This is a genomic window from Zestomonas carbonaria, assembly GCF_904061905.1.
GTDB classification, from domain to species: domain Bacteria; phylum Pseudomonadota; class Gammaproteobacteria; order Pseudomonadales; family Pseudomonadaceae; genus Aquipseudomonas; species Aquipseudomonas carbonaria.
In genome coordinates, this window is the sequence record NZ_CAJFCI010000052.1 from 1 (window position 1) to 26792 (window position 26792).

Consider the following 26792-nt stretch of genomic DNA (forward strand, 5'->3'; position numbering starts at 1 on the left):
ATTTCCCGGGTTGGATCCGGGCTATGTGCTTGTCTCCCCTCTCCCGTTTACGGGAGAGGGGCCGGGGGAGAGGGCCTGCACGGCAGCTCCGAGCCGCCTGAACCACCCTCTCCCCAGCCCTCTCCACTAGGCGTGCCCCCAATAAATGGGAGAGGGAGCAGACGGTGCATGGACGAGGCTATTTCTTGCCTATGAACATAGGATCTACCCAGTTCTCAGAAGTAGTAGCCGATATTGGCGTACAGGCGGTTCTCCCACTGGTCGCTGCCGCCTTCGGCCAGGCTCTGGGTGTAGCTGCTGCCGCCGATGTAGGGGTCGTTCTTGCCGTGCAGCCATTCGACGGCGATCCACAGGTCCTTGAAGGAGAAGGAGGTGCCGGCGATGAAGCGCTGGGAGTCCTTGAAGGCGCCCTTCGCTTTGTCGAAGCGGCTGTAGTTTCCATAGAACTGCACGCCGGAAACCAGCCAGTAGGTGCCGGGCAGGTCGTAGCTGAGGTGGGCCACGTAGAGGTCGCCCTTGGCCGCCACGTTGAAGGTGCCGTCGTAGCCGCCGAAGGTCACGATGTCGTTGCTGCCGGCGTTCTTCGGCTTCATGTGCTGGCGCACGGCTTGCAACGCCGTGCCCCAGGGGCCGTTCCGGCCCTGGTAGTGGAGGGCGAAGGCATTGCGTCGGCCGTCGTCCCCGGTGTCCTGGTTTTCCAGGGTGGAGGTCAGCAGCGAGCCGCCGAATTCGGAGGCCCATTCGCCGATCTCGACGTGGCGCGCCAGGCGCAGGGAAAGCTTGTGTTTCTCGACGTTGTCGCTGCCGTCGGGCACGTTGTCGTCGGCATCGGCCACGTTGGTCGAGTAGGACCTGCCGCCACGGCTGGTGCCTTTCCCCTGCCCGCCGTCGTTCAGGTAATAGGCGGCCTGCAGGTTCCATTCGGGCGTGCCGCCGAGGTACTTGATACCCAGGTTGTGCACGTCCTCCAGGCCGATGACGTTGCCCAGGCCTTCGAAGAAGGTGGTGCCGAAATAGGGCTGCAGGCCGAACGGTACCTGGTTCAGGCCGACGTGCACCTGCCGCGAGGCGTCGAACTTGTAGCCGACCCAGGCATAGGACGGGAAGGCGATGTCGCAGAGGCTGTCGACGTAGTCGTAGGGATAGGAGCCGCCGTAGCAGCGGTAGGAACCCTTGCCGATCCAGGTGTCCGAGTCGTACTTGACGTCGAGCCGGACGGTATCGAGGGACAGCTTCTGGATGTCCTGGTCCGGGTCGTAGTCGAAGCGGGCGCGCAGTGCCCCGCCGATATCCAGGTTGTCGGTGACCGGCGCCGCGATGGCCGCCTGGTCGAGCAGGGCCAGTATCGGCAGCACTGACAGGAGCATGGGGTTGCGGGTGTACTGGATGATGGACATCTGGCTGTTCCCTCTTGTTGCTTTTCCATGGGTAATAGAGGCCCGTGCCGCGCGTGCGCGGCCGCTGAGCCCGGAGTCGCTCGGGAGTCGTCAGGTCAGAGCAGGGATCTGACCAAGGGGGTATTGGCGTCGCGAATGGTGGGCAGGTCGAAACGCGCCTGGGCGATCGCCTCCAGCTCCAGCTCGGAGCAGATCAACTGTTCGTCGCCACCCGCCTGCGCCAGGGTTTCGCCGCGTGGGCCGAGTATCCGGCTGCCACCCCAGAAGACCGTGCCCTGCTCGCTGTCGCAGCGATTGGCCATGACCAGCGGGATGCCGTAGGTCATGGCGTAGAAGCGCAGGTTCAGCGCCCAGCCATCGGGGTTGGAGAACGCCGCGCTGACCACGCCCTCGGCCGAGTTGATCGGCGCCAGGAGCAGGCTCGGGCGGCGGAGCATGGCCGCATGCACCAGGCCGGGATTCCACAGGTCCGCGCAGATCAGCGTGGCGGTGGGCCAGCCCGGCTTGGCGTCGCATAGCGCCAGGTGGTCGGCGGCGGTGAACAGCTTGCCTTCCTCGAGGCCGCCATAGGTCGGCAGGTTCAGCTTGCGGTGCACGAAGCAGGGTTCGCCCCCGCGCAGCCAGACCATGGCGTTGTAGAACTCGCCAGGGGATGCCCGCTCGACGAAGCCGCAGACGATCAGCAGGTCGGGAAACTCCCTGGCGAACGTCCGCAGGCGCTCGTCGCCCGCTGTCATCGCCAGGGTCGGGACCTGGCGCCCCAGCTGGTAACCGGTCAGCGACAGCTCCGGGAACAGCAGCACCTCCGCGCCGTCCTGCAACGCCTGGCGGGCCAGGCGCCGATGGGTCTCGAGGTTGTCGTCGATGCCGCCCAGGCGGACCGGGATCTGCGCAGCGGCTACACGAATGGTCGTCATTGGATACCTGCGGGAAAAGGCGGAAGGGAAACCCGGCCGCTGTTGTCAGATCAGCCCCTGGTCTTTCAGGAACTCCCGGGCCACCGCCTCGATGGACTGCTTGGCGACGTCCACCTGGGCGTTCAGTTGCGACATGACCTAGTCATCGAGTCGGCCGGACAGCTCGTTCAGCAGGGACTCCAGCTCGGGATTGCGCGCCAGGGTCTGCGCGCGCACCACCGGGGCCAGGGCGTAGTCCGGGAAGAAGCCGAGGTCATCCTGCAAGGCGACGAAGTCGAAGGCGGGAATGCGGCCGTCGGTGGCGAACACCAGGGCGACGCTGACCTGGCCCTCCCTGAGCGCCTGGTAGGTCAGGCCGGAGTCCATGCGCTTGATTTGCGAGCGCTTGAACGTGAAGCCATAGGTTTCCTGCAGGGGCTGCAGGCCGTCGGGACGGGCGGCGAACTCGGCGTTGCAGGCCAGCAGCAGGTCGTTGCCGTCGTTGATCGCCCTGGCCAGGTCGCTCAGGGTCTCGATGCCCTGGGCCTGCGCCTCTGCGCGGCGCATCGCCAGGGCGTAGGTGTTGTTGGCCCTGGAGGGCGTCAGCCAGACCAGCCCCTTGGCGGCATCGAGTGTCTTGACCTTGGCGTAGCCGTCCTCGGCGCTCAGCCGCTCGGTGATCTTGTTGAAGGTGATCAGCGAGGTGCCGATGTATTCCCAGTAGATGTCGACCTGGCCGTTTTCCTGGGCCTTGCGCAGCACGGTGCTGCCCAGGCCGGCGCGCTTGTCCACCTTGAAGCCCTTGGCCTGGAGGTACTGGGTCGTGATGGCGGCCATGACCTGCTGTTCGGTGAAGTTCTTGCCGCCGACGACCAGCTTGTCCGCCTGCGCCAGGCCCATGGTCGAGAGCAGCAGCACGGCGGAAAGGGACTTCAGGATCGTTGTTATTTTCATGGTCGATGGCCTCGTGGTTCGAATGTTGGAAGTGCAAGTCAGCGGGCGGCCCGCAGCGGGTCGACCCCTTTGGAAATCACCACCATGGCGATGCCCGCGACGCCGATGTCCACCAGCACGGCGAGCAGGGCGGTGGGAATGGCGCCGGCCAGCAGCATCGACATCTCGTTGAGGTCGATGCCGGTGAAGATCAGTTCGCCGAGGCCGCCGCCGCCGATCAGGAAGGCCAGGGGCACGGTGCCGACATTGATGGTCAGGGCGGTGCGGATGCCGGCGAAGATCACGAAGAGGGCGTTGGGCAGCTCGACCCGCAAGAGAATCTGCCGGGCGCTCATGCCCATGCCGTCGGCGGCCTCCTTGAGGTAGGCGGGGACGCCGACCAGGCCGGTGTAGGTGTTGCGCACGATCGGCAGCAGGGTGGCGATGCACAGCGCGAAGATCGCGGGCCGGCTGCCGATCCCGAGGAGGCTCATCGACAGGGCCAGCACCGCCAGGGTGGGAATGGTCGTGCCGATATTCAGGACCTGCATGAGGCCTTCCGCCAGGCGCCGTTGGCGCGGGCGGCTCAGCCAGATGCCGAGCGGGATGCCGATGAGGATCGCCAGGCCGCCGGACAGGGCCACCAGCATCATGTGCTGCTGGCTGAGGAAGACGATGTCCTCGCGGTGCTGGAGCAGCTCGTCGATGAAGCCGCTGCCCATGCTGACCGCGCCGAGGACGAACATGCCGGCGAGGGCGAGGAGCCAGAGGAACGACGAGGCGTGCTTAGTCACAGTGCGCACTCCGGTTTTCCTGGGACTCCAGGGTGGCGGGGTGGGGATGGGCCTCGGGCGCGTCTTCCACCCGGCGGTAGGTGGCGCCCAGGTAGTGGGTCACCCCGCGCTGGGAGACTTCGCCACGGAATACGCCCTGGTCGTCCACGCAGGGTATCCAGGTGGTGTCGTGCCTGAACATCAGCGCGGCCACCGTTCTCAGGTCGTCGTCGATATTGACGATGGCGCGCAGGCCGTAGTGGTGGTCGCCGCAGGTGCCCTGCTTGGCCAGGGCCAGGGAGCGGTAGACGGAGCCGATGGGGCGGCCGTTGCGATCGACCATGGTGATGGCCATGTGGTCGCGGCTCTCCATGAGCCGCAGCGCGTGCTTCAGGTCGTCCTCGGGACGCACGGTGGGTCCCGAGGCCATCATCACGTCCTTGACCTTGACCAGGCGCAAACGCTTGAGGGTCCGGTCGCTGCCGACGAAGTCCTCGACGAACTTGTTGGCGGGATGGGCCAGGACATGGTCGGGCGAGGCGAACTGGACCAGCTTGCCGGCGTCGAAGATGGCGATCCGGTCGGCCATCTTCACCGCCTCGTCGATATCGTGGCTGACGAAGAGGATGGTCTTCTTCAATTCCTGCTGCATCTTCAGGAACTCGTCCTGGATGATCTCCCGGTTGATCGGGTCGATGGCGCCGAAGGGCTCGTCCAGCAACATCACCGGTGGGTCGGCGGCCAGGGCGCGGATCACCCCGACCCGCTGTTGCTGGCCGCCGGAAAGCTCCCGCGGGTAGCGTTTCAGGAAGGTGCGCGGCTCCAGCGCCACCATGGCCAGCAGCTCCGCGGCGCGGGCCAGGTAGCGAGCCTTGTCCCAACCCAGCAGCTTGGGCACCACGCAGATGTTTTCCTCGATGGTCATGTTGGGAAACAGGCCGATCTGCTGGATGACGTAGCCGATGTTGCGGCGCAAGGTGATGGTGTCCAGCGCGCTGGTGTCCTCGCCGCCGATGAACACCCGCCCCGAAGTGGCCGGGACGATCCGGTTGATCATCTTCAGGGTGGTGGTCTTGCCGCAGCCGGAGGGGCCCAGCAGCACGCAGATTTCGCCCTGGGGCACCTCCATGTCGATATGGTCGGCGGCGATCACCTCGCCTTCCTGCGTGTGGAAAATCTTGGTCAGGTGTTCGAGCTTTATCATCGTTGTTCTCTTTCCTGTCGCCTGGGATTCGTCGCGGCGCCTACGCGGTTGGTTGAGTACCTTGCGGGGTCAGCTTCTTCTGGCAGAACAGCAGCAGGTAGTCGGCCACCACGGCGAGGACGCTGACGGCCAGGGCGCCGGCGATCAGTTGCCGTGGGTCGGTCTGCGAGATGCCCCGGCTGATCAGCGTGCCGAGGCCGCCCGCGCCGATGTAGGCGGCGATGGCCATCACGCCGATGTTCATCACCACGGCGGTACGGATGCCGGCCATGATCACCGGGATCGCCAGGGGGATCTCGACCATTCGCAGGCGCTGGGCCGAGGTCATGCCGATGCCCCGGGCGGCTTCCCGCAGCGCGGGGTCGACGTTGTTGATCGCCGTGTAGGTGTTGCGAATGATCGGCAGTTGGGAATACAGCAGCACGGCGATCACGGCGGGCAGGTAGCCGATGCCCTGGCCGATCATCGAGAGCAGGGGAATCATCAGGCCGAACAGGGCGATGGAGGGAATGGTGATGAGGATGGAGGCGGCATAGAGCACGACATCGGCGGCACGCTTGTTCAGCGTGATGGCGATGCCGATCGGAACGCCGGTGACGATGGCGAGGCCCACGGCGATGCCGACCAGGGAGATGTGCTCGAGGGTGAGCCGGCCGATCATGCCAAGGTTGTCGACGATGAAGCCCAGGGTTTCCAAAGCCGTACCTCTCAAGCTGTTGTAGTTATGGGGCCTGCCACTGTGCGAGTGGACGGCAGCCTGTGTCTTGGAGGCTTGAAATTATCGAGGCGGGCTGCATCCCAACGAAGCGATAGCGACAAATAACGAACCTAAACCGACAATCGCTGGCGGTTTGGCGAGGGGATGCTATGGGCGAGTCAGCTCGCGCATCCGTTGCAGCACGGCGTTGAGGCCGTTGCTGCGCGAGGGGGAGAGGTGGCGCGACAGGCCGAGCCGGGCGAACCAGTCCGCCAGGTCGAGGGTGCGCAGTTCCGCGCCGTCCAGGCCGTCGACCCGTGCCAGCAGGACCGCCAGCAGGCCACGGATCAGGCGGGCTTCGCTGGCCGCGCGGAAGTGCCAGCGGCCGTCCCGCGCTTCTCCGACCAGCCAGACCCGGCTTTCGCAGCCGTGCACGAGGTTGGCGTCGTTGCGTTCGGCCTCGTCCAGCGCCTCCATGCGTTCTCCCCACTGCATCAGCAGGCGCGCGCGCTGCTCCCAGCCGGGGCATTGGCCGAAGGCTTCCAGGGCCTCCCGAGCACGCGGTGGAAGGCTCATGGGCACAGCGTCCCGTAGGCGCGGCCAGATGTCACCGCAGCAACTCCAGGGCCAGGTCGAGGGCGTTGAAGAACCGCTCCAGATCGGCCGAGTCGCTGTACAGGCCGAGTGATACGCGCACCGCGCCGCTCAGGCCGAGCGTGCCGTACAGCGGCATGGCGCAGTGATGGCCGGCGCGCACGGCGATGCCCTGTTCGCCGAGCAGGTGGGCGAGGTCGGCGTTGTGTATGCCGTCGACCACGAAGCTGGCCAGGGCCACCTGCGGCGAGCCGAGCACGCGCAGGCCGCTGCGTTGCGCCAGGCCGTCGAGCAATTGGGCGTGCAGCGTGGCTTCATGGGCGGTGACGGCCGTGGCGTCGAGGCCCTGCAGATAGTCGAGGCTGGCGCCCAGGCCGATGACTGCGCCGATCGCCGGCGTGCCGGCCTCGAAGCCCAGCGGCGCCGGGCGGAAGGTGGCGCTCTGGTAGTCGGTGACCTGGACCATCTCGCCGCCGAACTGCCAGTGGTTCAGGCGCTGCAGGGCGTCCTCGCGGCCGTAGAGCACGCCGACGCCTTCCGGACCGTACAGCTTGTGCGCCGAGAACACGTAGAAGTCGCAATCCAGCGCCTGCACGTCGGGGCGGGCGTGTACCGCGCCCTGGGCGCCATCCACCACGGTCAGCGCGCCGTTGGCGCGGGCCAGGGCGAACAGCTCCGCCAGCGGTTGCCAGCGGCCGAGCACGTTGGACAGTTGGCCGATCGCCAGCAGGCGGCAGCGCGGGCCGATCAGGCGGGCGGCCTGCTCCCGGTCGATGGCGCCGTCCTCGTCCAGCGGCAGCACCACCAGCTCCAGGCCTCGTCGCTGGGCCAGTTGTTGCCAGGGCAGCAGGTTGGCGTGGTGCTCGGCGGCGCCGACCACCAGTTGGTCACCGGGATGGAACTGCGCCTCCAGGCCGTAGGCCAGCAGGTTGAGCGCTTCGGTACAGCCTCGGGTGAAGATGATCTGCCCCGGCGACTCGGCGTTGAGCCACTGGGCGGCCTTGGCGCGGCTGGTCTCGAAGGCGCGGGTGACGCGCTCGCCAGGCAGATGCTGGGCACGATGCACGTTGGCCACGCCGCCGGCGTAGTAGCCGAGCAGGGCATCGAGCAATGCCTGCGGCTTCTGGCTGGTGGCGGCGCTGTCGAGGTAGGTCTGGCCTTCCGCCTCGAGAGCCAGGATGCCGGGGAAGTCGGTGCGCCAAGGAGAAGAAAGAGTCATAAGCTACAAGCCTCAAGCTGCAAGTTGAAACCGCAAGGGCTGGTTCTTGCAGCTTATGGCTTGCAGCTTGTCGCTGCTGTCAATTGTGCGCGTGCAGCGCTTCGTTCAGCTCGATGGCGGTCTTGTTGGTCTTGCACTCGACCGCGCCGTTCTGCGAATTGCGGCGGAACAGCAGGTCCGGCTGGCCGGCCAGGTCGCGGGCCTTGACGACCTTGACCAGGGCGTTCTGCTCGTCGAGCAGCGCCACCTTGGTGCCGGCGGTGATGTACAGGCCGGCTTCCACGATGTTGCGGTCGCCCAGCGGGATGCCGATGCCGGCATTGGCGCCGATCAGGCAGCCTTCGCCCACGGAAATCACGATATTGCCGCCGCCGGACAGGGTGCCCATGGTCGAGCAGCCGCCGCCCAGGTCCGAGCCCTTGCCGACGAACACCCCGGCGGAGACGCGGCCTTCGATCATGCCCGGGCCTTCGGTGCCGGCGTTGAAGTTGACGAAGCCCTCGTGCATCACCGTGGTGCCTTCACCGATATAGGCGCCCAGGCGTACGCGGGCGCTGTCGGCGATACGTACACCGCTCGGCACCACGTAGTCGGTCATTTTCGGGAACTTGTCCACCGAGAAGACTTCCAGCAGGTCGCCCTTCAGGCGCGCCTCCAGTTGCAGCTCGGCCAGTTCGGCCAGGTCCACGGCGCCCTGGCTGGTCCAGGCCACGTTGGGCAGCAGCGGGAAGATGCCGGAAAGATTCAGGCTGTGCGGCTTGGCCAGGCGGTGGGAGAGCAGGTGCAGCTTGAGGTAGGCCTCGGGGGTGGAGGTCGGCGCGCTGTCTTCGGCCAGCAGGGTGGCGACCAGCGGGCGATGGCTTTCGGCCAGTCGGGTGAGCAGAGCGGACTGCGCGGCGTCGATGCCTTTCAGCGCCTCGGCCAGCTTGGTGGCCTGGTTGTTGCTGATGACGATGGCCTGGTTGCCGCCGCTGTAGCCCAGCACTTCACCGACCTTGGCCACCAGTTCGGCGGAAGGGGAAAGCAGGGGCTGGGCGTAGAAGACTTCCAGCCAGTTGCCCTGGCGGTTCTGGGTGCCGACGCCGAAGGCGATGCTGAAGAGGGAGGTGGTCATGGGATCGGATTTCCTTGCAGCGAAATAAGGGATGGAGTCAGGCCAGCGCGGCGGCGTAGTTGTCAGGCTTGAAGCCGACCAGGGTGCGATCGCCGAGGTCGAGCACCGGGCGCTTGATCATCGACGGCTGGGCGAGCATCAGCTCGATGGCCTTGGCCTCGTCGAGGTCGGCCTTCTGGGCGTCGTCCAGCTTGCGGAAGGTGGTGCCGGCACGGTTCAGCACGGTCTGCCAGCCGTGCTCGGCGCACCATTTCTGCAGGCTGGCGCGGTCGATGCCGACCGCCTTGTAGTCGTGGAAGCCATAGTCCACGCGGTGTTCGTCGAGCCAGGCGCGGGCCTTTTTCATGGTGTCGCAGGCTTTGATGCCATAGAGGGTGTAAGGCATTGATTTTCCTCGAGAGAAAGGGGCTTCCCCGTGCTCCCCGAAATATCCAAGAAATTCAGGCCGTGGATTATGCCATGTCGTTCCGGCCGGCTGTCGGGATATGGGCGGCCATCTTTCCCGGCAGGTGATCCCGGCGCCAGCATTCGCTCCCGTTGTGACGAGCAGGGGTGTGGTGGTCTCGATGGCGAACTTCTCGCGTGAAGTGCGTCACATTATTTAGACTACGCCTTTGCCATCACCGCCCCGCTCAGAGCAGCCGGGAACCCTGGAGCCAATATTGACCCTCGCTTCCTTGCCGTCATTGCGACGGTTTTCCGTCTGCCTGGCCCTGCTCGGGGCGTGCCTGTCCGGGCCGATCCTGCGGGCCGAGGAGGCGCGGACGCTGCTGGCCCAGCAGAGCGAAGCCGTCGGCGAAGTGGTGCTCGGCATCCTCAGCTTCGTGCGCTGGCCGGATGAGCCCGGGGAGCTGCACTTGTGCGTGGTGGGGCCCACGGAGTTCGCCGACGACATATTGCAGGGTATGTCGCAGCCCAGCGGCAGGCCCGTGCATGCCCAGCGGCGCGCGTTGGACGATCCGCGACTCGCCACGGAATGCCATGCGCTGTACCTCGGCGTGCTTTCCGACGCGGAGAACCGCCAGCTCTTCGAGCGGCTCGCGAACCATCCGGTGCTGTCGATCAGCGAGCACGACCCGTCGTGCAGCGTGGGCAACATGTTCTGCCTGAACATCGGCCGTCCGCGGGTGACCTTCTCGATCAACCTCGATTCCGTGGCCCGGAGCGGCGTCCGCGTGCATCCGAACGTGCTCAAGCTGGCGCGCAGGAAGGCCGCGTCATGAGGATTCGTCGGCTGTTCTCGCTCCGCCCGGGCCGACCGTCGCTGCGGCGGGTCTTCTACCGCGCCAATCTGACGGTGGCGCTGGTCTCGGTCTGCATGGCCGGACTGGCGGTGACGGTGGTCGGCCTGCTGGCCCTGCGCGCCTATGCGGAGCACAACCTGCACCTGATCACCCGCTCCATGGCCTACACCACGGAAGCCGCGGTGGTGTTCCGGGACGCCGCGGCGGCAGAGGAGGCACTGCAGGCCATCGCCGCCGAGGAAGAGGTGGCCGAGGCGGCGGTGTATGACGCCAATGGTCGTCGGCTGGCTGGCTATCAGCGCCCCAGCGGGCCGATGGTCGGCCTGGAGCGCCGGTTGACGGGCTGGCTGCTGGACGATGAATACAGCCGGCCGATCCTCCATAACGACAGGCGCATCGGCGAGGTGCGGGTGAGCGGTTCCGGCGGTGGCCTGCTGACCTTCCTGCTCACCGGGCTCGGCGGCACTTTCGCCGGGCTGCTGCTGGCCGCTCTGGGCGCCCTGCACCTGTCGCAGCGCATGGTGGCCAAGGTGCTCGGTCCGCTCGACCGCCTGGCCAGCGTGGCCCACGCGATACGCCGCGACCGCGATTTCGCCCAGCGCGTGCCGCCGGCCCGGATCGTCGAGCTCAACGAGCTGAGCGAGGATTTCAACGCCCTGCTCGACGAGCTGGATTCCTGGCAAACCCACCTCGAGAAGGAAAACGCTACCCTGGCGCACAAGGCCAGCCACGACAGCCTCACCCGCTTGCCCAACCGCGCCTTCTTCGAGGGCCGCCTGAGCCGGGCGCTGCGCGATGTGGCGGCACACGGCCAGCGGGTCGCCGTACTGTTTATCGATAGCGACCGCTTCAAGTCGATCAACGACGAACTCGGCCATGCCGCCGGCGATGCCGTGCTGGTCAGCATCGCCACGCGTATCCGTGGGCAACTGCGCGAAACCGATCTGGTGGCGCGCCTGGGCGGCGACGAGTTCGCGGTGCTGCTCTCGCCGGTAGCCAGCCCGGAGGATGCCGTGCGCATCGCCGACGACATCATCGCCAGCATGGAACTGCCCATTCCGCTGCCGGATGGCGGCAGCGTGCGCACGTCCCTGACGATCGGCATCGCCCTGTGTCCGGAGCATGGCAGCACGCCGGAGGCGTTGCTGCGCAGCGCCGATCTCGCCATGTACCACGCCAAGCGCCGGCAGAGGGGAACCCGGCTCCTGGCGCAACAGCCCGTGTCACCCGTCCCCATCGAGAAACAGGAGAAGTCTCGTGAACCTGCCGAATCGCCTGCTCGCCCTGGTCCTGCTGACGCTTGCCCTGGCCGCCTGCCAGACGCAACCGCAGACCGGCCTGACGCCAGAACAGATAGCCGTCCTGAAACGGGAGGGGTTCCAGCCGACGGACGATGGGTGGGAGTTCGGCCTGTCCAGCAAGGTGCTGTTCGGCAACAACCTGGACGCCATCAACCACGATAGCCGCGCCAACCTCGAGCGCATCGGGCGTGTCCTGCGCGAAGCCGGCCTCGACAGGCTGCGCCTGGAGGGGCATACCGACTCCTACGGCGAGCCCGATTACAACCGGGAGCTTTCGGTACGCCGCGCGAACGCGGTGGCGGAGGTGCTGATCAGCGCCGGCATGCGGCCCGAAAACCTGGAGATACGTGGCCTCGGCATGAGCAAGCCGGTGGCGGACAACAATACTCCCGACGGACGCATGGAGAACCGCCGGGTGGCGATCATCGTGCCGGTGGAGTGAGCGGCCGGGAAGCGCCCTGGCGCCGGGCGCTTCCCGCCTGTTGGAGGGGGAGGGCTCTCAGAGCCCTTCGGTGAAGCGGCGGATGCGTTGCGCGGCTTCCACGCATTCGGCCAGCGGCGCGACCAGGGCCATGCGCACGCGACCGGCGCCGGGGCTGACGCCATCCACCTCGCGGGACAGGTAGGAGCCCGGCACCACGGTGACGTGTTCGCGGACGAACAGCTCGCGGGTGAAGGTCTGGTCGTCCACCGGGGTCTTCGGCCACAGGTAGAAGCCGCCGTCCGGGCGCTGCACGTCCAGCACGCCGGAGAGAATGTCCAGCACCGCATCGAATTTCTCGCGGTACAGGTCGCGGTTGGCGCGCACGTGGTCTTCGTCATTCCAGGCGGCGATGCTCGCCAGTTGGGTCTGCACCGGCATGGCGCAGCCGTGGTAGGTGCGGTAGAGCAGGAAGGCCTTGAGGATATCGGCGTCGCCGGCCACGAAGCCGGAGCGCAGGCCCGGCAGGTTGGAGCGCTTGGACAGGCTGTGGAACACCACGCAGCGCTTGAAGTCGCTGCGGCCCAGCTCGGCGCAGGCGGTCAGCAGGCCGGGCGGCGGGTTCCGTTCGTCGAAGTACAGCTCGCTGTAGCACTCGTCGGCGGCGATCACGAAGTCGTGCTCGTCGGCCAGGGCGATCAGCTTCTTCAGGACCTCCAGCGGCACCAGCGCGCCGGTGGGGTTGCCCGGCGAGCAGAGGAACAGCACCTGGGTGCGCTGCCAGACGTCGGCGGGCACCGCATCGAAGTCCGGGTTGAAGCCGTTCCCGGCCAGGCACGGCAGGTAGTGCGGGGTGGCGCCGGCGAGCAGGGCGGCGCCTTCGTAGATCTGGTAGAAGGGATTGGGGCTGACCACCAGGCCGGCGTCGTTACGGTTGACCACGGTCTGGGTGAAGGCGAACAGCGCCTCGCGGGTGCCGTTGACCGGCAATACGTGGCGCGCCGCGTCCAGCCAGCCGGTGGGTACCTTGAAACGCCGCTCGCACCACAGGGCGATGCTCTGGCGCAGTTCGGGGATGCCCAGGGTGGTCGGGTAGACCGCCAGTTTCTCCAGGTTCGCGGCAAGCGCCTCGGCGACGAAGCTCGGCGAACGGTGCTTGGGCTCGCCGATGGACAGCGCGATCGGCGCCTTGTCCGCCGGCGGCTGGGCGCCGGCGAGCAGGGTGCGGAGTTTCTCGAAGGGGTAGGGCTGGAGCTGGTTCAAGGCGTCGTTCATTTCGGTTTCCTGGCGACCGGCGTGCCGGTGCTTGCCGCTTGTGGCTTGCAGCTTGCCGCTGCGGTTCTCAAATACTGATCCGGCTGATTGCGCTGGCCGTATCGCGGGTCGGCGATAGCTGCTCGATGATCGCCTGCTGCAGGCGGGCGCAGAGTTCCGGATCGGACAGCGGCTGGTTGTGCGCGTCGGTGATGAAGAACACGTCCTCGATGCGCTCGCCGAGGGTGGCGATCTTGGCGTTCTGCAGCGACAGGTCGAAGTCGAGGAAGATCTTGCCGATCCGCGCCAGGAGGCCAGGGCGGTCCGGCGCGGTGATCTCCAGCATGGTCACCGGCCGCTGGGCATCGTTGGAGATGGTCACCTGCGGCGCGAAGGCGAAGTGCTTGAGCTGGCGCGGCACGCGGCGCTGGATGATCGCCGGGTAGTCGTCGGGGTTCTTCAGCGCGTCCACCAGGCCCTGGCGGATTTCCCTGATCCTGGCGGGGTTGTCGCCGATCTGGCCGCCATCGGCGTCGAGCACTATGTAGGTGTCGAGGGTGAACTGGCTGGTCGAGGTGATCACCCGGGCGTCATGGATGTTCAGGTTGAGCTGGTCCATGGCCGCCACGGTCACCGCGAAGAAATCGTGCTGGTCCGGCGCATAGATGAAGATCTGCGTGCCGCCCTCGAACTCGCGCTGGGTGGTTTCCTTGATCAGCACCAGCGGGCCGCCGTCCTGCGGGTGCTGGAGGATCGCCTCGGTGTGCCAGGCCACATCGCCGGCGGTGTGGCGCAGGAAGTAGTCGTCGCCGAGCTGCGACCATAGCTGCTCGGCGTCGTCCTGATCGACGCCGGCGCGCACCAGGATGTCCAGCGCGGCGCTCTGCGTGCGGCGGATCTGCTCCTCGCGGTCCAGCGGATTCTCCAGGCCACGGCGCAGGGCGCGCTTGGTCTCGGTGTAGAGCTGGCGCAGCAGGCTGGCGCGCCAGGAGTTCCACAGGCTGGGGTTGGTGGCGTTGATGTCGGCGATGGTCAGCACGTAGAGGTAGTCGAGGTGCGTCTGGTCGCCGACCTGCTGGGCGAAGTCGTGGATCACCTGCGGGTCGGAGAGGTCCTTGCGCTGCGCGGTGGTGGACATCACCAGGTGGTTCCTGACCAGCCAGGCGACCAGCCGGCTGTCCCAGGCGGGCAACTGGTGGCGGGCGCAGAACGCCTCGGCGTCCAGGGCGCCGAGCTCCGAGTGGTCGCCGCCACGGCCCTTGCCGATGTCGTGGTAGAGCCCGGCCAGGTAGATCAGCTCGGGCTTGGGCAGCTTGTCGATGACCTTGCTGGCCAGCGGGAACTTCTCGGCCAGCTCCGGCCATTTCAGTTTGCGCAGGTGCTTGATCAGGTTCAGGGTGTGGGCGTCGACCGTGTAGATGTGGAACAGGTCGTGCTGCATCTGCCCGACGATATGGCCGAACTCCGGCAGGTAGCGGCCGAGGATGCCGTAGCGGTTCATCCGCCGCAGGTTGCGGTGGATGCCCTGGCGGCACTTGAACAGCTCGATGAACAGGCTGGTGTTGCGGATGTCGTTGCGGAAGTCGTCGTCGATCAGGTGGCGATGGTCGCGCAGCAGGCGGATGGTGTCGGCGCGCACGCCCTTGATCTCCGGGTGCTGGGCCATCAGCACGAAGATCTCCATGATCGCGAACGGGGTGCGCTTGAAGACGTTCGGGTGGGTCACCTCGATGTAGTCGTCGCGCACCTGGAAGCGGCTGTTCAGTGGGCGTGCCTGGCCGCTCTCGCCGGCGCCGAGGATGGCTTCCTCGAAGTGCAGGACGATCAGTTCGCTCAGCTCGGCGATGCTCATCACCGTGCGGTAGTACTTCTGCATGAAGCGCTCGATGGTCCGCTTGGCGTCGCTGCCCTCGAAGCCGAGCAGGCCGGCGATGCCGAGCTGGTAGTCGAACAGCAGGCGGTCCTCGGCGCGGCCGGCGAGCATGTGCAGGGCGTAGCGCACCTTCCAGAGGAATTCCTGGGACGAGGCGAGCAGGGCGTATTCGCTTTCCAGCAGGAAGCCCTGGCCGACCATGGCGTGCAGGTTGAGGGTGCCGAAATGACGGCGGGCCACCCAGAGGATGGTCTGGATATCGCGCAGGCCGCCGGGCGAGCCCTTCACGTTGGGCTCGAGGTTGTATTCGGTGTCGTTGTACTTGGCGTGGCGGGCGCGCTGCTCCTTGCGCTTGGCGAGGAAGAAGTGCCGGCTCGGCCACATCCGTTCGGTGCTGGTGACCTCGATCATGCGCTGGCGCAGGCGTTCGGGGCCGGCGATGGTGCGGCTTTCCATCAGGTTGGTGATCACCGTCAGGTCGGCGCGCGCCTCCTCGGCGCATTCGTCCACCGAGCGCACGCTCTGGCCGACTTCCAGGCCGATGTCCCAGAGCAGGGTGAGGAAGCGTTCGATCGGCTCGCGGAAGGTCTCGTGGTCGGCGCTGTCGAGCAGGATCAACAGGTCGATGTCCGAGTAGGGGTGCAGTTCGCCGCGCCCGTAGCCGCCCACCGCCAGCAGGGCGATGTCGGCGTCCTCGCTCCAGTCGAGGCGCGCCCAGGCCTCGCGGAGGATCTGGTCGACGAACCAGGCGCGGTCCTCGACCAGGCGGCGGATGTCGCGACCCTTGCGGAAGCGCGCATCGAGCACCTCGTGGGCGCCGCGGATGGCCTTCTTGAAGGCGGCGATCGGGCTGGCCTTCAGGGCCAGCTCGGCCTGGAACTGTCCGCGGTCGAAAAGCTCGGGATCCACCTGCGGCATGTCGCCTTCCTTATATATGAGCAGCGCCGCGGGTTCAGTGCGGCGAGGTGCGCGCGATGGTGTCGTCGCTGCGCAGGGTGAAGATCTCGTAGCCGTCGGCCGTCACCAGCACGGTGTGCTCCCACTGCGCGGACAGCTTGCGGTCCTTGGTGATTGCGGTCCAGCCGTCGCCGAGCAGGCGGGTTTCCGGGCGTCCCTGGTTGATCATCGGCTCGATGGTGAAGGTCATGCCTTCCTTGAGCTCCATGCCGGTGCCGGCGCGGCCGTAGTGCAGCACCTGCGGCTCTTCGTGGAACACCGCGCCGATGCCGTGGCCGCAGTACTCGCGGACCACCGAGAAGCCGTTCTTCTCGGCGTGCTTCTGGATCACTTCGCCGATGTCGCCGAGGCGGGTGCCTGGGCGGACCAGCTCGATGCCCTTGTACATGCACTCCTGGGTGATCCGGCTCAGGCGTTCGGCCCACTCGGGCACCTTGCCGACCATGAACATCTTGCTGGTGTCGCCGTGGTAGCCGTCCTTGATCACGGTGACGTCGATGTTCAGGACGTCGCCATCCTTCAGCGGCTTGTCGTTGGGAATGCCGTGGCAGACCACGTGGTTGACCGAGGTACAGATCGACTTGGGGAAGCCCTTGTAGTTGAGCGGCGCGGGGATGGCCTGCTGCACGTCGACGATATAGTCATGGCAGATGCGGTCCAGCTCCTCGGTGGTGACGCCGGGCTTGACGTGTTCCCCGATCATTTCCAGCACTTCGGCGGCCAGGCGGCCGGCGATGCGCATTTTCTCGATTTCCTCGGGCGTCTTGATGGTGACGGTCATGGGGCTCTCTGGCACGTAAGGAAAGGGCGTTATCTTAACAGCTTCGAACCGCAAGCCCCAAAGGCCGCGGCAAGCCACAAGCTACAAGCTGAACGGTATGTGCGCCGATGAGAAGCTTCGCCTCTGCTTGCAGCTTGAGGCTTGTAGCTTGTGGCTGCCTTTTGTGGTATAAAACGCGCCGCTTTACGGGCATGGCGTCCGCGAAGCATTAACCCACACACGTATCGACACGATTTCCTGGGTGCCTGAAAGGGTTGGAAATTGGGATGCGTGGAGGCCTAACCCGACTTATCAAGGAACTATCATGTCCCAAGTCAATATGCGCGATATGCTGAAGGCCGGTGTGCACTTCGGCCACCAGACCCGTTACTGGAACCCGAAAATGGGCAAGTTCATTTTCGGTGCGCGTAACAAGATTCACATCATCAACCTGGAACAGACCCTGCCGATGTTCAACGAAGCCCTGGGTTTCGTTGAGAAGCTGGCTGCCGGCAAGAACAAGATCCTGTTCGTCGGTACCAAGCGTTCCGCCAGCAAGATCGTCGCCGAAGAAGCTGCCCGTTGCGGCATGCCTTATGTCGACCACCGCTGGCTGGGCGGCATGCTGACCAACTACAAGACCATCCGTGCTTCGATCAAGCGCCTGCGCGAGCTGGAAACCCAGTCCCAGGACGGCACCTTCGCCAAGCTGACCAAGAAAGAAGCGCTGATGCGTACCCGCGACCTGGAGAAACTGGATCGCAGCCTGGGCGGTATCAAGGACATGGGCGGCCTGCCGGACGCACTGTTCGTGATCGACGTCGACCACGAGCGCATCGCCATCTCCGAAGCCAACAAGCTGGGCATCCCGGTCATCGGCGTCGTCGATACCAACAGCAGCCCGGAAGGCGTCGACTACGTGATCCCCGGCAACGATGACGCCATCCGCGCCATCCAGTTGTACATGGGTTCCATGTCCGAAGCCGTGATCCGCGGCCGCGGCAACGCTGTTGGCGGCGCCGACGAGTTCGTCGAAGAAGCCGCCTCCGAGGCCAGCGAAGGCTGATAGCGGGCGACTGACGTTTCCCGTTGCGCGAAAAGGGGGCTAGGCCCCCTTTTTGCCACTTTGGAATTAGCGCACCCGGGCAGCCGGGTGGAATGGTCTAACACCGTTTCTAGAGGATTTTGAACATGGCAGAAATTACCGCAGCCCTGGTTAAAGAACTGCGCGAGCGTACCGGCCAAGGCATGATGGAGTGCAAGAAGGCACTGGTCGCCGCCGATGGTGACATCGAGAAGGCCATCGACGACATGCGCGCTTCCGGCGCCATCAAGGCCGCCAAGAAGGCTGGCAACATCGCCGCCGAAGGTTCCATCGCCGTGAAAGTGGCCGATGACAACAAGGCCGCCGTGATCATCGAAGTCAACTCGCAGACCGACTTCCTGGCCCTGCAGGACGACTTCAAGGCCTTCGTGGCCGAGAGCCTGAGCGAAGCCTTCGAGCAGAAGCTGACCGACGCCGCTCCGCTGATCGCTTCCCGCGAATCCGCTCGCGAAGCCCTGGTCGCCAAGTGCGGCGAGAACGTCAACATCCGCCGTCTGACCCGCGTCGAAGGTGATGTGGTCGGCGCCTACCTGCACGGCCACCGTATCGGCGTGCTGGTTGCCCTGAAGGGCGGCAGCCCGGAACTGGCCAAGGACATCGCCATGCATGTCGCCGCCAGCAACCCGCAGTTCCTGAGCCCGGCCGAGGTTTCCGAAGAAGCCGTCGCCAAGGAAAAGGAAATCTTCCTGGCCCTGAACGCCGACAAGATCGCCGGCAAGCCGGAAAACATCGTCGAGAACATGGTCAAGGGCCGTATCAGCAAGTTCCTCGCCGAGGCCAGCCTGGTCGAGCAGCCGTTCGTCAAGAACCCCGACGTCAAGGTCGGCGAACTGGCCAAGCAGGCCGGTGCCGAGATCGTTTCCTTCACTCGCTACGAAGTCGGTGAAGGCATCCAGAAGGCCGAAGTGGACTTCGCTGCCGAGGTTGCTGCTCAGGTAGCCGCTTCCAAGCAGTAAGACCTTTATACTGCCGTCCCGAAGAGGCTGCCCGCTTATGCGCGCAGCCTCTTTTTCAAAGTGGGGAACTTTGCTTGCCCACGATGCAATGAATGTTTCCGGACGCGGTCATAGCGTCCGACGAGTCCGGGGTTCACGATGGCTCCGGTTTCCAACAGCGCCGCAGGAGAGATACGCATGGCCCAGCAGGTGAGTGGTCGCCAACCTCGCTATAAACGCATTCTGCTCAAACTAAGCGGCGAGGCCCTGATGGGCTCGGAAGACTTCGGCATCGACCCCAAGGTGCTGGATCGCATGGCCCTGGAAGTCGGCCAACTGGTTGGCATCGGCGTGCAGGTCGGCCTGGTGATCGGCGGTGGCAACCTGTTCCGCGGTTCGGCCCTGAGCGCCGCTGGGATGGACCGGGTGACCGGCGACCACATGGGCATGCTGGCCACGGTGATGAACGCCCTGGCGATGCGCGACGCCCTGGAGCGCTCGAACATTCCCGCCATCGTCATGTCGGCGATCTCCATGGTCGGCGTCACCGACCACTATGATCGTCGCAAGGCGATGCGCCACTTGAAGACCGGCGAGGTGGTGATCTTCGCCGCCGGCACCGGCAACCCGTTCTTCACCACCGATTCGGCCGCCTGCCTTCGGGCCATCGAGATCGATGCCGACGTGGTGCTCAAGGCTACCAAGGTCGACGGCGTCTACACTGCCGATCCGTTCAAGGACCCGCATGCCGAGAAGTTCGAACGGTTGACCTATGACGAGGTGCTGGATCGCAAGCTGGGCGTGATGGACCTGACCGCCATCTGCCTGTGCCGCGACCATGCCATGCCGCTGCGGGTATTCAACATGAACAAGCCCGGCGCCCTGCTGAACGTGGTGGTGGGTGGCGCTGAAGGAACCCTGATCGAGGAGGATGAGCAATGATCAACGAGATCAAGAAAGACGCGCAGGAGCGCATGAAGAAGTCCGTGGAGTCGCTGGACCACGCTTTCGCCAAGATCCGTACCGGCCGTGCGCACCCGAGCATCCTGGACAGTGTCATGGTGTCCTACTACGGCAGCGACACCCCGCTGCGGCAGATCGCCAACGTGATCGCCGAGGACTCCCGCACCTTGGCGCTGACCGTGTTCGACAAGAGCATGATCCAGGCGGTCGAGAAGGCCATCATGACCTCCGACCTGGGTCTCAACCCGGCTACCGCCGGCACCACCATCCGCGTACCGATGCCGGCGCTGACCGAGGAAACCCGCAAGGGCTACACCAAGCAGGCGCGCGCCGAGGCGGAAAACGCCCGCGTGGCGGTGCGCAACATCCGTCGCGATGCCCTGGCGCAGCTCAAGGACCTGGTCAAGGAAAAGGAAATCAGCGAGGACGAAGAGCGTCGCGCGGCGGACGATGTGCAGAAGCTCACCGACAAGTTCGTGGCTGACATCGACAAGGCGCTGGAAGCCAAAGAAGCTGATCTGATGGCCGTCTGACGACCCGTGATCATGGACAGGAAGGAAAAGCCGGCGCCGGCCAATGCGCCGCGGCATGTGGCCATCATCATGGACGGCAACAACCGCTGGGCGAAGAAGCGCCTGCTGCCTGGCGCCGCCGGGCACAAGGCGGGTGTCGACGCGGTGCGCGCGGTCATCGAGGTGTGCGCCGAGTCCGGGGTCGAGGTGCTGACCCTGTTCGCCTTTTCCAGCGAGAACTGGCAGCGCCCGGCCGACGAGGTCAGCGCCCTGATGGAGCTGTTCCTCAGCGCCTTGCGTCGCGAGGTGCGGCGCCTGGATGCCAACGGCATTCGCCTGCGCATCATCGGCGACCGCTCGCGCTTCCATCCGGAGCTGCAGGCGGCCATGGCCAAGGCCGAGGCCACCACCGCCGCGAACTCGCGCTTCATCCTGCAGATCGCGGCGAACTACGGCGGCCAGTGGGACATCACCCAGGCCGCGCGTCGCCTTGCCCAGGACGTGGGCGAGGGGCGGTTGCGGGCCGAGGACATCTCCCCAGAAATGCTGCAAGCGCAACTGGTCACTGGCGACCTGCCTTTGCCGGACCTGTGCATCCGTACCGGTGGCGAGCATCGCATCAGCAACTTCCTGCTCTGGCAACTGGCGTATGCCGAGCTGTACTTCTCCGATCTGCTCTGGCCGGACTTCAAGCACGAGGCGATGCGCAAGGCGCTGGCCAACTATGCGACCCGGCAACGACGCTTCGGCAAGACCAGCGAACAGGTGGAAGCCGAGGCCCGTAAACAATGTTGAAACAACGCGTTATTACCGCACTGATCCTTCTGCCGATCGCGCTGGGTGGTTTCTTCCTGCTCGATGGGGCGGCCTTTGCCACCTTCATCGCGCTGGTCGTGACCCTGGCCGCCTGGGAGTGGGCGCGCCTGGCCGGCATCGAGGCGCAGGCCGGGCGCGTGGCCTATGCCACCCTGGTGGCCGGGCTGATCCTGCTGCTCTACCTGGCTCGCGGTGGCGCGCCCTGGCTGGCTGGCGCCGTCCTGCTGCTGGCGGTGCTCTGGTGGCTGCTGGCGATCGCCCTGGTGATCGGCTATCCGGCGACCAGTCGCTACTGGGCCGGCACGCCGGCCAGGCTGCTGATCGGCCTGCTGATCCTGCTGCCCGCCTGGCAGGGGCTGGTGCTGTTCAAGGAATGGCCGCTGGCCAACTGGCTGATCGTCTCGGTGATGGTTCTGGTGTGGGCGGCGGACATCGGCGCCTACTTCTCCGGCAAGGCTTTCGGGCGCCGCAAGCTGGCGCCGCGGGTCAGTCCCGGCAAGAGCTGGGAAGGGCTGTTCGGCGGGTTGCTGCTCAGCCTGCTGATCGTCGCCGGCGTGGGCCTGTATCGCGACTGGACGACCGGCGATCTCCTCTGGGGGCTGATCGGCGCCGCCGCGGTGGTACTGATCTCGGTGGTCGGTGATCTGACCGAAAGCATGTTCAAGCGCCAGTCCGGCGTGAAGGACAGCAGCAACCTGCTGCCCGGCCACGGCGGCGTGCTCGATCGCATCGACAGCCTGACCGCCGCCATCCCGGTATTCGCCGTGCTGCTGTGGGGCGCGGGCTGGGGGGCGTTGTGAGCGGGCCGCAACGGATTACCGTGCTGGGGGCGACCGGTTCGATCGGCCTCAGCACCCTCGATGTAGTGGCGCGTCACCCCGAGCGCTACCAGGTTTTCGCCCTGAGCGGCTTTTCCCGCCTGGCCGAGCTGAAAGTGCTCTGCCTGCGCCATCGGCCGCGCTATGCGGTGGTGCCGGACCAGCGTTCGGCGCGCAACCTGGGCGAAAGCCTGAAGGCGGCTGGCCTGGGTACCGAGGTGCTGGTCGGTGAGGCCGGCCTGTGCGAGGTGGCCTCCGCTCCCGAGGTGGATGCGGTGATGGCGGCCATCGTCGGCGCGGCCGGGCTCAAGCCGACCCTGGCGGCAGTCGAGGCGGGCAAGAAGGTGCTGCTGGCCAACAAGGAGGCGCTGGTGATGTCCGGCGCCCTGTTCATGCGCGCGGTACATGCCAGCGGCGCCGTGCTGCTGCCGATCGACAGCGAGCACAACGCCATCTTCCAGTGCCTGCCGGCGGACTATGCCCGTGGCCTGGCGGCGACCGGGGTGCGGCGCATCCTGCTCACCGCGTCCGGTGGCCCGTTCCGCGAGACGCCGCTGGCGGCCCTGGAACAGGTGACTCCGGAGCAGGCCTGCGCCCATCCCAACTGGTCCATGGGGCGCAAGATCTCGGTGGATTCGGCGAGCATGATGAACAAGGGCCTGGAGCTGATCGAGGCCTGCTGGCTGTTCGATGCCCGGCCCGAACAGGTCGAAGTGCTCATCCATCCGCAGAGCGTGATCCATTCGCTGGTCGACTATGTGGACGGCTCGGTGCTGGCGCAACTGGGCAACCCGGACATGCGCACGCCCATCGCCCACGCCCTGGCCTGGCCGGAGCGGATCGATTCCGGCGTGCCCCCCCTGGACCTGTTCGCCGTGGCCCGCCTGGATTTCCAGGCGCCGGACATAGAGCGTTTCCCGTGCCTGCACCTGGCGCGTCAGGCGGCCGAAGCGGGTGGCACCGCCCCGGCGATGCTCAATGCGGCCAACGAAGTGGCGGTGGCGGCATTTCTCGAACGGCGCGTCCGCTTTCCGGAGATCGCGAGTATCATCGACCACGTATTGAATGTCGAAGCGACGGGCGAGGCGAGCAGCCTCGACTGCGTGCTGAGCGCCGATGCGCGCGCGCGGGCCCTGGCCGGCCAATGGCTGGAGCGGCGGCGCTAACTGGAGGGCGGTAATGAACACCCTGTACATGATTCTCGGCCTGCTGGTGGCGCTGGGTGTGCTGGTCACTTTCCACGAGTTCGGCCATTTCTGGGTGGCGCGCCGTTGCGGCGTCAAGGTGTTGCGCTTCTCCGTGGGCTTCGGCACGCCGCTGGTGCGTTGGCACGACCGCCAGGGTACCGAGTTCGTGGTGGCCGCCATTCCCCTGGGCGGCTACGTGAAGATGCTCGACGAGCGCGAGGGCGAGGTGCCGGCCGAACTGCTCGACCAGGCCTTCAACCGCAAGTCGGTGCGCCAGCGTATCGCCATCGTCGCCGCCGGTCCGGTCGCCAACTTCCTGCTCGCGATCCTGTTCTTCTGGATCCTGGCCATGCTTGGCAGCCAGCAGGTGCGCCCGGTCATCGGCGCTGTCGAGGCCGATAGCCTGGCCGCGCAGGCCGGCCTGGTGGCGGGCCAGGAGATCGTCGCGGTCGATGGCAAGCGAACCTCCGGCTGGGCCGCGGTCAACCTGCAACTGGTCCGCCGCCTGGGTGAAAGCGGCACGCTCGCGGTCGCGGTGAAGGAGTCCGGCTCCAGCGTCGAGCGCGACTATCAACTGCGCCTGAATGACTGGCTGCGTGGTGTGGACGATCCCGACCCGATCTCGTCGCTGGGTATCCGCCCGTGGCGTCCCCGGGTGCCGCCGGTGCTCGCGCAACTGGCTTCGGACGGGCCGGCCAAGGCCGCCGGCCTGCAAGTGGGCGACCATCTGCTGGCCTTGGATGACGAGGTCCTGAACGATTGGCAGCAACTGGTCGATATCGTGCGCAAGCGGCCGGGCGAGGCGATAACGCTGCGATTCTCGCGGGATGGCCAGGAGCGGGAAGTGCGCCTGGAACTGGCTGTGCGCGGCGAGGGTGAGGCGCGTAGCGGCTATCTGGGCGCTGGCGTCCAGGGCACCGAATGGCCCCCGGAAATGCTCCGTGAAGTCAGCTTCGGACCGCTGGAGTCGGTGGCCGAAAGCCTGCGCCGGACCTGGGCGATGAGCGTGCTGACCCTTGATTCGCTGAAGAAAATGCTGTTCGGCGACCTCTCGGTAAAAAACTTGAGCGGGCCGATAACCATTGCTAAAGTGGCGGGCGCTTCAGCCCAGTCCGGGGTAGGGGATTTCCTGAATTTCCTCGCCTATCTGAGCATCAGCCTGGGGGTTCTGAACCTCTTGCCGATTCCCGTGTTGGACGGGGGGCATCTGCTGTTCTACCTGATCGAATGGGCGCGGGGCCGCCCGCTTTCGGAACGGGTGCAGGTTTGGGGGATGCAGATCGGCATCAGTCTGGTCGTGGGGGTGATGTTGCTTGCCTTGGTCAACGATCTGAGCCGACTGTAACGACATAACGAATGACAAATCTGCTGCCTTGGCGGCAGATTTTTTTATCGCCAGTTGGAATAAAAAGGACTTCATGAAACGTCTGCTGCTACCTGTGGCGCTTGCCACATTGATGATTGCCGAAGTTCACGCCGAGTCCTTCACCATCTCCGACATCCGCGTCAACGGTTTGCAGCGGGTCTCCGCCGGCAGCGTGTTCGGCTCCCTGCCGCTCAATGTCGGCGACCAGGTCGACGACCGCGAACTGGTCGAAGCGACCCGCGCGCTGTTCAAGACCGGCTTCTTCCAGGACATCCAGCTCGGCCGTGACGGCAGCGTCCTGGTCATCAGCGTGGTCGAGCGTCCGTCCATCTCGAGCATCGAGATCGAAGGCAACAAGGCCATCTCCACCGAAGACCTGCTCAAGGGCCTGAACCAGTCCGGCCTGGCGGAAGGCGAGATCTTCCAGCGGGCCACCCTCGAAGGCGTCCGTAACGAGCTGCAGCGCCAGTACGTGGCCCAGGGCCGCTATTCGGCGGAGATCGAGACCGACGTGGTGCCGCAGCCGCGCAACCGCGTGGCGCTGAAGATCACCATCAACGAAGGCACCGTGGCGTCCATCCAGCACATCAACGTGGTGGGCAACACGGTCTTCCCCGAGCAGGACCTGCTCGACCTGTTCGAGCTGAAGACCACCAACTGGCTGTCGTTCTTCAGGAACGACGACAAGTACGCCCGCGAGAAGCTGTCCGGCGACCTGGAGCGGCTGCGCTCCTACTACCTCGACCGCGGCTACATCAACATGGACGTCTCGTCCACCCAGGTGTCCATCACCCCGGACAAGAAGCACGTGTACGTCACCGTCAACATCGACGAGGGGCAGAAGTACACGGTGCGCGAGGTCAAGCTGTCCGGCGACCTCAAGGTCCCGGAAGAAGAAGTCCGCAAGCTGCTCCTGGTGCAGCAGGGCCAGGTCTTCTCGCGCAAGGTGATGACCACCACCTCCGAGCTGATCACCCGCCGCCTGGGTAACGAGGGCTACACCTTCGCCAACGTCAACGGCGTGCCGGAAGCCCATGACGACGACCACAGCGTGTCGATCACCTTCTTCGTCGACCCGGGCAAGCGCGCCTACGTCAACCGCATCAACTTCCGTGGCAACACCAAGACCGAGGACGAGGTGCTGCGCCGCGAGATGCGCCAGATGGAAGGCGGCTGGGCCTCCACCTACCTGATCGACCAGTCCAAGACCCGCCTCGAGCGGCTGGGCTACTTCAAGGAAGTCAACGTCGAGACCCCGCAGGTGGCCGGCGCCGACGACCAGATCGACGTCAACTACTCGGTCGAGGAGCAACCCTCCGGCTCGATCACCGCCAGCGTCGGCTTCGCCCAGAACGCCGGCCTGATCCTCGGCGGCTCGATCAGCCAGAACAACTTCCTCGGTACCGGCAACAAGGTCAGCATCGGCCTGACCCGCAGCGAATACCAGGAACGCTACAACTTCGGCTTCGTCGACCCCTACTGGACCGTCGACGGCGTGAGCCTGGGCTGGAACGCCTTCTATCGTTCCACCGACTACGATGACCTAGACGTCGACGTGTCCAGCTACTCGGTGGACAGCTACGGCCTGGGCGTGAACATCGGCTATCCGATCAGCGAGACCTCGCGCCTGACCTTCGGCCTCAGCGCGCAGCAGGACGACATCAACACCGGCGTCTACACCGTCGATGAAATCTTCGACTTCATCGAGAAGGAAGGCGACAACTACCTGAACTTCAAGGCGTCGGTGGGCTGGTCCGAGTCGACCCTGAACCGTGGCGTGCTGGCCAACCGTGGTCACTCGCAGAGCCTGGTGCTGGAGACCACCATCCCCGGCAGCGACCTGTCGTTCTACAAGCTCGACTACCGTGGCCAGATCTTCGCGCCGCTGACCCAGAACACCGCGCTGCGTTTCCACACCGAACTCGGCTACGGCGACAGCTACGGCTCGACCGCCGAACTGCCGTTCTACGAGCACTACTACGCCGGTGGCTTCAACTCCGTGCGCGGCTTCGAAGACAGCAGCCTCGGCCCGCGCAGTACCCCGAGCCGTGGCGTGGCCGAGACCGGCAACCAGGGAACCTTGGCCGACCCTGATCAGGACCCGTTGCCGTTCGGCGGCAACGTGCTGATCCAGGGGGGCGTCGAGTACCTGTTCCCCTTGCCCTTCGTGAAGGATCAGCGTCAACTGCGTACCGTACTGTTCTGGGACGTGGGTAACGTGTTCGACACCAATTGCAGCAGCGCGCAGAAGAATGGTGTGCCGAACGGCCGCGGCAAGGACCAGGCTTGCGACATCGACTTCAGCAACCTGGCCAGCTCCGTGGGTGTCGGCCTGACCTGGATCACCGCGCTGGGGCCGTTGAGCTTCAGCCTGGGCATGCCGATCAAGAAGCCGGACGACGCCGATACCCAGGTCTTCCAGTTCTCTCTCGGCCAGACTTTCTAACCGTGAT

24 protein-coding genes and 1 pseudogene are annotated in these 26792 nt (G+C 65.8%); 12 read left to right on the forward strand and 13 right to left on the reverse strand.

The annotated features are described in order from the left end of the window. Nucleotides 1-215: 215 nt before the first annotated feature. The 10 genes from PSEWESI4_RS12785 to PSEWESI4_RS12830 all read right to left on the reverse strand — a co-directional run bounded on the left by PSEWESI4_RS12785 (nt 216) and on the right by PSEWESI4_RS12830 (nt 9212). Nucleotides 216-1397: a hypothetical protein gene (locus tag PSEWESI4_RS12785; RefSeq protein WP_408004307.1), complete on the reverse strand. Its 1182-nt coding sequence runs from the start codon at nt 1395-1397 to the stop codon at nt 216-218. A gap of 95 nt (nt 1398-1492) precedes the next feature. Continuing rightward, a complete protein-coding gene (locus PSEWESI4_RS12790; protein WP_187671587.1) occupies nt 1493-2314 on the reverse strand; it encodes a nitrilase-related carbon-nitrogen hydrolase in 822 nt (273 codons plus the stop codon). 138 nt (nt 2315-2452) lie between these two features. After that, a complete protein-coding gene (locus PSEWESI4_RS12795; RefSeq protein WP_408004308.1) occupies nt 2453-3247 on the reverse strand; it encodes a glycine betaine ABC transporter substrate-binding protein in 795 nt (264 codons plus the stop codon). 38 nt (nt 3248-3285) lie between these two features. Further along, nucleotides 3286-3948, reverse strand: a complete 663-nt coding sequence (locus PSEWESI4_RS12800) for an ABC transporter permease (RefSeq protein ID WP_235978928.1) — start codon at nt 3946-3948, stop codon at nt 3286-3288. 64 nt (nt 3949-4012) lie between these two features. Then, nucleotides 4013-5203 (reverse strand): ABC transporter ATP-binding protein, encoded by a 1191-nt coding sequence (locus PSEWESI4_RS12805; protein ID WP_187671588.1) that lies wholly within the window; start codon nt 5201-5203, stop codon nt 4013-4015. 40 nt (nt 5204-5243) lie between these two features. Next, on the reverse strand, nt 5244-5864 hold the full coding sequence (locus tag PSEWESI4_RS12810; protein WP_328821882.1) for an ABC transporter permease: 621 nt from the start codon (nt 5862-5864) through the stop codon (nt 5244-5246). Between the two features lie 204 nt (nt 5865-6068). Continuing rightward, the gene (locus PSEWESI4_RS12815) at nt 6069-6476 is read right to left on the reverse strand and encodes a SufE family protein (RefSeq protein WP_187671590.1); all 408 of its coding nucleotides are present in this window, start codon (nt 6474-6476) and stop codon (nt 6069-6071) included. 31 nt (nt 6477-6507) lie between these two features. Then, entirely contained in the window at nt 6508-7713 is a 1206-nt protein-coding gene (locus PSEWESI4_RS12820; protein WP_187671591.1) for an aminotransferase class V-fold PLP-dependent enzyme, read from the reverse strand. A gap of 79 nt (nt 7714-7792) precedes the next feature. Then, complete coding sequence (gene dapD, locus PSEWESI4_RS12825; protein ID WP_187671592.1) at nt 7793-8827, reverse strand: 2,3,4,5-tetrahydropyridine-2,6-dicarboxylate N-succinyltransferase; 1035 nt, start codon at nt 8825-8827, stop codon at nt 7793-7795. A 37-nt stretch (nt 8828-8864) separates the two neighbouring features. After that, nucleotides 8865-9212: an ArsC family reductase gene (locus tag PSEWESI4_RS12830; RefSeq protein WP_187671593.1), complete on the reverse strand. Its 348-nt coding sequence runs from the start codon at nt 9210-9212 to the stop codon at nt 8865-8867. Nucleotides 9213-9477: 265 nt separating this feature from the next. On the opposite strand from PSEWESI4_RS12830, the gene PSEWESI4_RS12835 reads away from it, so the two are divergent. The 3 genes and pseudogenes from PSEWESI4_RS12835 to PSEWESI4_RS12845 all read left to right on the forward strand — a co-directional run bounded on the left by PSEWESI4_RS12835 (nt 9478) and on the right by PSEWESI4_RS12845 (nt 11814). After that, on the forward strand, nt 9478-10050 hold the full coding sequence (locus PSEWESI4_RS12835) for a YfiR family protein (RefSeq protein ID WP_408004310.1): 573 nt from the start codon (nt 9478-9480) through the stop codon (nt 10048-10050). Then, nucleotides 10047-11354: pseudogene (locus PSEWESI4_RS12840) on the forward strand (diguanylate cyclase domain-containing protein); the annotation flags it as partial. The gene PSEWESI4_RS12835 and the pseudogene PSEWESI4_RS12840, both read left to right, overlap by 4 nt. After that, nucleotides 11329-11814, forward strand: a complete 486-nt coding sequence (locus PSEWESI4_RS12845; RefSeq protein WP_328821879.1) for an OmpA family protein — start codon at nt 11329-11331, stop codon at nt 11812-11814. The pseudogene PSEWESI4_RS12840 and the gene PSEWESI4_RS12845, both read left to right, overlap by 26 nt. 57 nt (nt 11815-11871) lie before the next feature. Here PSEWESI4_RS12845 and dapC read toward each other — a convergent pair whose 3' ends face one another. The 3 genes from dapC to map all read right to left on the reverse strand — a co-directional run bounded on the left by dapC (nt 11872) and on the right by map (nt 16658). After that, complete coding sequence (gene dapC, locus PSEWESI4_RS12850; protein WP_187671597.1) at nt 11872-13068, reverse strand: succinyldiaminopimelate transaminase; 1197 nt, start codon at nt 13066-13068, stop codon at nt 11872-11874. A 67-nt stretch (nt 13069-13135) separates the two neighbouring features. Next, nucleotides 13136-15838: a [protein-PII] uridylyltransferase gene (locus tag PSEWESI4_RS12855; protein ID WP_187671598.1), complete on the reverse strand. Its 2703-nt coding sequence runs from the start codon at nt 15836-15838 to the stop codon at nt 13136-13138. Between the two features lie 34 nt (nt 15839-15872). Continuing rightward, nucleotides 15873-16658, reverse strand: coding sequence for a type I methionyl aminopeptidase (gene map, locus PSEWESI4_RS12860; RefSeq protein ID WP_187671599.1), 786 nt, complete (start codon nt 16656-16658; stop codon nt 15873-15875). Between the two features lie 304 nt (nt 16659-16962). Here map and rpsB point away from each other — a divergent pair, with 304 nt between their 5' ends. The 9 genes from rpsB (at nt 16963) to bamA (ending at nt 26785) form a co-directional block, all read left to right on the forward strand. Beyond that, complete coding sequence (rpsB, locus tag PSEWESI4_RS12865; RefSeq protein ID WP_187671600.1) at nt 16963-17703, forward strand: 30S ribosomal protein S2; 741 nt, start codon at nt 16963-16965, stop codon at nt 17701-17703. A gap of 125 nt (nt 17704-17828) precedes the next feature. Next, nucleotides 17829-18698 carry a translation elongation factor Ts gene (tsf, locus tag PSEWESI4_RS12870; protein ID WP_187671601.1) on the forward strand — a complete coding sequence of 290 codons (870 nt, stop codon included), beginning with the start codon at nt 17829-17831 and terminating at the stop codon, nt 18696-18698. Nucleotides 18699-18875: 177 nt separating this feature from the next. Next, nucleotides 18876-19619: a UMP kinase gene (gene pyrH / locus PSEWESI4_RS12875; protein WP_187671602.1), complete on the forward strand. Its 744-nt coding sequence runs from the start codon at nt 18876-18878 to the stop codon at nt 19617-19619. Continuing rightward, nucleotides 19616-20173 (forward strand): ribosome recycling factor, encoded by a 558-nt coding sequence (frr, locus tag PSEWESI4_RS12880; protein WP_187671603.1) that lies wholly within the window; start codon nt 19616-19618, stop codon nt 20171-20173. Before pyrH ends, frr begins: the two co-directional genes overlap by 4 nt. 12 nt (nt 20174-20185) lie before the next feature. Beyond that, nucleotides 20186-20947 (forward strand): polyprenyl diphosphate synthase, encoded by a 762-nt coding sequence (gene uppS, locus PSEWESI4_RS12885; protein ID WP_187671604.1) that lies wholly within the window; start codon nt 20186-20188, stop codon nt 20945-20947. Continuing rightward, nucleotides 20941-21768: a phosphatidate cytidylyltransferase gene (locus tag PSEWESI4_RS12890; RefSeq protein ID WP_187671605.1), complete on the forward strand. Its 828-nt coding sequence runs from the start codon at nt 20941-20943 to the stop codon at nt 21766-21768. Before uppS ends, PSEWESI4_RS12890 begins: the two co-directional genes overlap by 7 nt. Then, a complete protein-coding gene (gene ispC, locus PSEWESI4_RS12895; protein ID WP_187671606.1) occupies nt 21765-22952 on the forward strand; it encodes a 1-deoxy-D-xylulose-5-phosphate reductoisomerase in 1188 nt (395 codons plus the stop codon). The genes PSEWESI4_RS12890 and ispC overlap by 4 nt, the downstream gene beginning before the upstream one ends. Nucleotides 22953-22965: 13 nt before the next feature. After that, entirely contained in the window at nt 22966-24318 is a 1353-nt protein-coding gene (gene rseP, locus PSEWESI4_RS12900; RefSeq protein ID WP_187671607.1) for a sigma E protease regulator RseP, read from the forward strand. A gap of 73 nt (nt 24319-24391) precedes the next feature. Further along, a complete protein-coding gene (bamA, locus tag PSEWESI4_RS12905) occupies nt 24392-26785 on the forward strand; it encodes an outer membrane protein assembly factor BamA (protein WP_187671608.1) in 2394 nt (797 codons plus the stop codon). The last annotated feature ends 7 nt before the right edge of the window (nt 26786-26792 follow it).

Coding starts and splice junctions, on each gene's coding strand:
- PSEWESI4_RS12785 (WP_408004307.1), bottom strand. CDS start 1,397: ATGTCCATCATCCAGTACACCCGCAACCCCATGCTCCTGTCAGTGCTG.
- PSEWESI4_RS12790 (WP_187671587.1), bottom strand. CDS start 2,314: ATGACGACCATTCGTGTAGCCGCTGCGCAGATCCCGGTCCGCCTGGGC.
- PSEWESI4_RS12795 (WP_408004308.1), bottom strand. CDS start 3,247: ATGAAAATAACAACGATCCTGAAGTCCCTTTCCGCCGTGCTGCTGCTC.
- PSEWESI4_RS12800 (WP_235978928.1), bottom strand. CDS start 3,948: ATGGGCAGCGGCTTCATCGACGAGCTGCTCCAGCACCGCGAGGACATC.
- PSEWESI4_RS12805 (WP_187671588.1), bottom strand. CDS start 5,203: ATGATAAAGCTCGAACACCTGACCAAGATTTTCCACACGCAGGAAGGC.
- PSEWESI4_RS12810 (WP_328821882.1), bottom strand. CDS start 5,864: ATGATCGGCCGGCTCACCCTCGAGCACATCTCCCTGGTCGGCATCGCC.
- PSEWESI4_RS12815 (WP_187671590.1), bottom strand. CDS start 6,476: ATGAGCCTTCCACCGCGTGCTCGGGAGGCCCTGGAAGCCTTCGGCCAA.
- PSEWESI4_RS12820 (WP_187671591.1), bottom strand. CDS start 7,713: ATGACTCTTTCTTCTCCTTGGCGCACCGACTTCCCCGGCATCCTGGCT.
- dapD (WP_187671592.1), bottom strand. CDS start 8,827: ATGACCACCTCCCTCTTCAGCATCGCCTTCGGCGTCGGCACCCAGAAC.
- PSEWESI4_RS12830 (WP_187671593.1), bottom strand. CDS start 9,212: ATGCCTTACACCCTCTATGGCATCAAAGCCTGCGACACCATGAAAAAG.
- dapC (WP_187671597.1), bottom strand. CDS start 13,068: ATGAACGACGCCTTGAACCAGCTCCAGCCCTACCCCTTCGAGAAACTC.
- PSEWESI4_RS12855 (WP_187671598.1), bottom strand. CDS start 15,838: ATGCCGCAGGTGGATCCCGAGCTTTTCGACCGCGGACAGTTCCAGGCC.
- map (WP_187671599.1), bottom strand. CDS start 16,658: ATGACCGTCACCATCAAGACGCCCGAGGAAATCGAGAAAATGCGCATC.
- rpsB (WP_187671600.1), top strand. CDS start 16,963: ATGTCCCAAGTCAATATGCGCGATATGCTGAAGGCCGGTGTGCACTTC.
- tsf (WP_187671601.1), top strand. CDS start 17,829: ATGGCAGAAATTACCGCAGCCCTGGTTAAAGAACTGCGCGAGCGTACC.
- pyrH (WP_187671602.1), top strand. CDS start 18,876: ATGGCCCAGCAGGTGAGTGGTCGCCAACCTCGCTATAAACGCATTCTG.
- frr (WP_187671603.1), top strand. CDS start 19,616: ATGATCAACGAGATCAAGAAAGACGCGCAGGAGCGCATGAAGAAGTCC.
- uppS (WP_187671604.1), top strand. CDS start 20,186: ATGGACAGGAAGGAAAAGCCGGCGCCGGCCAATGCGCCGCGGCATGTG.
- PSEWESI4_RS12890 (WP_187671605.1), top strand. CDS start 20,941: ATGTTGAAACAACGCGTTATTACCGCACTGATCCTTCTGCCGATCGCG.
- rseP (WP_187671607.1), top strand. CDS start 22,966: ATGAACACCCTGTACATGATTCTCGGCCTGCTGGTGGCGCTGGGTGTG.
- bamA (WP_187671608.1), top strand. CDS start 24,392: ATGAAACGTCTGCTGCTACCTGTGGCGCTTGCCACATTGATGATTGCC.